4 protein-coding genes are annotated in these 3,528 nt (G+C 72.5%); 2 read left to right on the forward strand and 2 right to left on the reverse strand.

Going from position 1 to position 3,528, the window contains the following annotated elements:
- Nucleotides 1–127: TauD/TfdA family dioxygenase (locus BGO22_RS03670; RefSeq protein WP_353744338.1), on the forward strand; the 127-nt coding region annotated here is incomplete at its 5' end.
- A 28-nt stretch (nt 128–155) separates the two neighbouring features.
- Here the strand turns inward: BGO22_RS03670 and dusA are convergent.
- Nucleotides 156–1,172 (reverse strand): tRNA dihydrouridine(20/20a) synthase DusA, encoded by a 1,017-nt coding sequence (dusA, locus tag BGO22_RS03675; RefSeq protein ID WP_139146984.1) that lies wholly within the window; start codon nt 1,170–1,172, stop codon nt 156–158.
- Between the two features lie 127 nt (nt 1,173–1,299).
- Between dusA and BGO22_RS03680 the strand changes: the two genes are divergently transcribed.
- Nucleotides 1,300–2,112 (forward strand): TlpA disulfide reductase family protein, encoded by an 813-nt coding sequence (locus tag BGO22_RS03680; protein ID WP_070398543.1) that lies wholly within the window; start codon nt 1,300–1,302, stop codon nt 2,110–2,112.
- Between the two features lie 39 nt (nt 2,113–2,151).
- Here BGO22_RS03680 and BGO22_RS03685 read toward each other — a convergent pair whose 3' ends face one another.
- Complete coding sequence (locus BGO22_RS03685) at nt 2,152–3,327, reverse strand: HD-GYP domain-containing protein (protein ID WP_139146985.1); 1,176 nt, start codon at nt 3,325–3,327, stop codon at nt 2,152–2,154.
- Between the last annotated feature and the right edge of the window lie 201 nt (nt 3,328–3,528).

The following is a 3,528-nucleotide window of genomic DNA, read 5'->3' on the forward strand; positions in this document are numbered from 1 at the left end:
CGACCTGGTGATCTGGGACAACCGCAGCACCCTGCACCGCGGCCGCCGCTACGACATCAGCGAGCGGCGCGAACTGCGCCGCACCACCATCAACGACACGCCCGAGGCGATGCTGCGGGCGGCCTGAGCGCCACCGTCCGCGGGCGCTGCGCCGCTCAGGCGGCGAGCGTCTCGGCCTCGTCGCTCACGTGCGCCCGCGCCAGGCGCCACACCTCGCGCGGCGGCAGGGGCTTGAGGCGGTGGTCGCTCCACACCTGGCGCCACTTGCGCGCGCCGCGCAAGCCGTGGCGCAGGCCCAGCATGTGGCGCGCGATGGCATACCAGGGGCAGCCATCCTCGGCGTGCGCGCGCTCCATGTAGCGCACCATGGCGTCCTCCACGGCGTCGCGGTCCACGTCGCTGGGCGGCGCGCCGAAGAAGGTCTCGTCCCAGCGGGTGAGCGCCCAGGGACGATAGTAGGCTTCGCGGCCCAGCATCACGCCGTCCACGTGCTGCAGCTGATCGGCGATCTGCTCGTTGGTGGTGATGCCGCCATTGACCGCGATGGTCAGGCGCGGGAAGTCGCGCTTGAGGCGGTGCGCGAGCTCGTAGCGCAGCGGCGGCACCTCGCGGTTCTCCTTGGGCGACAGGCCCTGCAGCCAGGCGTTGCGCGCGTGCACGATGAAGACCTCGCAGCCCGCCTCGGCCACGGTGCCGACGAAGTCGCGCACGAAGCCGTAGCTCTCGGTCTTGTCGATGCCGATGCGGTGCTTCACCGTCACCGGCAGGGACACCGCGTCGCGCATGGCCTTCACGCCGTCGGCCACGGTCTGCGGCTCGGCCATCAGGCAGGCCCCGAAGGCGCCGCGCTGCACGCGCTCGCTGGGGCAGCCGCAGTTGAGGTTGATCTCGTCGTAGCCCCACTGCTCGCCCAGGCGGGCGGCCTGGGCCAGCTCGTCGGCCTCGCTGCCGCCCAGCTGCAGGGCCACCGGATGCTCCTCGGTGTTGAAGCGCAGGTGGCGCTGCACGCTGCCGTGCATCAGCGCGCCGGTCGTCACCATCTCGGTGTAGAGCAGCGTGCGCTTCGTCAGCAGGCGGTGCAGGAAGCGGCAGTGGCGGTCCGTCCAGTCCATCATCGGCGCGACGGACAGGCGCCAGGGACTGAAGGGCGGTGTGGGGGGAATCTTTTCCATCGGCGAATGGTCCATCGGGTGCGGCGGCCCTGTGCGCCTCGCGCGGCGCACAGGGCCTGCACCCGAACCCGCTATTGTCCCATCCCGGCGCCAGCGCGCCGCCACCCCTCCCAGGAGCCCACACGACATGAACCCCGCCATCACCCTGGGACCGCTGGTGCTGCCTTGGGGCCTGGGCGCCGTGCTGGCCTCGCTGCTGGTGGCCTGGGCCCTGGGCCGGTGGCTGGGCCGGCGCCAGGGCGCCGATCCGGGCGATGGCTTGTGGGGCGCGCTCTGGGCCGGCGCCCTGCTCGCGCGGATCGCATTCATCGTCGAGTACCGCTCGGCCTACCTGGCCGAGCCGCTCAGCATGCTCGACATCCGCGACGGCGGCTGGAACCCCGTGGCCGGCCTGCTGGGCGCCTGGCTGTACGCCCTCGTCCGCGCCCGCCGGCGTGCGCCCCAGGCCTGGCCGGCCTTGCGTTCCGCGCTGATGGCCGGCACGGCCGTTTTCGTCGCCGGCCTCGGCGCGCTGAGCGCGCTGCCCGACACCGACCGGCGCCTTCCTGCGCTCACGGTGCGCTCCCTGCAAGGCGCGGAGGTGGACCTGCGGACCTTCCAGGGCAAGCCCACCGTGATCAACCTCTGGGCCACCTGGTGCCCACCCTGCGTGCGGGAAATGCCCGTGCTGGCGGCCGCGCAGCGGCAATCGCCGGACGTGAACGTCGTGTTCCTCAACCAGGGCGAAGCGGCGGACCAGGTGCGGGCCTGGCTGCGGTCGCGCGGCCTGGGACTGGACAACGCGCTGATCGACGAGACGCGCGCCGCCGGCGCGGTCTTTGAGCAGAAGGCGTTCCCGACCACGCTGTTCTTCGACGCGGACGGCTGCCTGGTGGGCACGCGCATCGGCGAGCTGTCGGCCGCGACGCTGCAGGAGCGGTTGGCGCGCATCCGGCGCTGAGGCCGCCCTCGCCGCGGGCCGCCGTCCACCGGCGCGGGCTCAGCCGCGCGCGATCAGCCGGTCCACGTTGACGATGACCTTCACCTCCCCCGGCGGCAGGCTGGCGGCCACCGCCCAGGTCGGATCGGCCGTGTCGCGCAGCACGGGCTCGCCCAGCGGCAGGCCCTGGCGGCCCACCAGCGCGGCCACGCGCGGTTCGTTGGCCTTCTCGCCCCGGCGCACCACCACGCCCAGCTCGCCGCTGGCCAGCCGCACGTAGCTGCCGGGCGGGTAGAAGCCCACGCTCTTGACGAACAGCGCGCCCAGCTGGTCGGGGGCTCGATGGCCGCCCATGTACAGCTCGCGCGCCACCTGCTGCGACAGCAGCGCGCCGCGGCTCTTGCGCGGGCTGATGCAGGCCACGTACACATCGGCCATTTGCAGCAGGCGGTGGGTGATGCGGTCGACGCGCTCGCCCTTGGGGTAGCCCGTGCCGTCGGGTTTCTCGTGGTGCTGCGCCACCAGGCGGATCCATTCGGCGTCCAGCACGCCCAGCTGGCGCAGCAGGGCCACGCTTTGCTGGGGGTGTTCGCGCACCACCTTTCGCTGGGCCGAGCTGAGCGGCCCCGGCTGGCGGGCCATCTCGTCGTGCTCGCGGGTCATGCCCAGGTTCATGGTCAGCGCGGCCAGCACCAGGGCGCGCCGCTGCTTCTCGTCCAACCCGGCCAGCGGCGCGACCAGGGCGCACAGGCCGGCGGCCAGCAGCGCGTGCGTGGCGCTGTAGGACACGCGCGTGTCGAAGAGCAGTTGCACCAGCACCAGCAGGCTGTTGTCGGCCTGGTCGTGCCAGAGCTGCTCACCCTGCGACTGCACGCGCAGCACACGTTCGAGGAACTGGTGCGCGCTGGCCCCCTGGTGCAGCAACGCCGCCAGTGTGGCGTGCAGCTCGGCCCAGGCCTCGGGCACCGACACGCCAGCGTCGCGCGCCGCCACCTCGGCCGGCGAGGCCGACAGCGCCCTCAGCCCGGCGATGCGATTGAGCGCCTGGTTGTCCCGCACCATGCGGTCGAGCGAGGCGGTGTAGCCGTAGTTCAGCGCCTGCCAGTCGCTGGCCAGCACCACCGGCGCATGCAGCAGCAACACGCCACGGTGTTGCTCCGAGGTGATGGTCTCGCCCTTGCGCAGCAGCAGAACGCCTTTGGCGTCCCAGATGTTGACCGGAACGGGTTCGTGCAAGGCAAAGGAATCCAGGGGCAGCGGCCGGTACATAGCCCGCGACTCTAGGCCGGAAACCCCTCGGCCAATCGGTCGAAAACCGGCAAAAAACGGGCGCAGAACGGCCCCTGCGAAGCGGTTCCGGACACGCGGTCCGCCTGCCCCATGCCGGCAGGCCCGCGCCCAGCGCCTCACGCCTGTGCCGGCAGCGTGACGCTCACC

Origin of the sequence: Hydrogenophaga sp. 70-12 (assembly GCF_001897365.1) — a bacterium.
Classification (GTDB): domain Bacteria; phylum Pseudomonadota; class Gammaproteobacteria; order Burkholderiales; family Burkholderiaceae_C; genus Hydrogenophaga; species Hydrogenophaga borbori.

Excerpts from the sequence above, each read along its gene's own strand:
- dusA (WP_139146984.1), bottom strand. The coding sequence starts at position 1,172 with ATGGAAAAGATTCCCCCCACACCGCCCTTCAGTCCCTGGCGCCTGTCC.
- BGO22_RS03680 (WP_070398543.1), top strand. The coding sequence starts at position 1,300 with ATGAACCCCGCCATCACCCTGGGACCGCTGGTGCTGCCTTGGGGCCTG.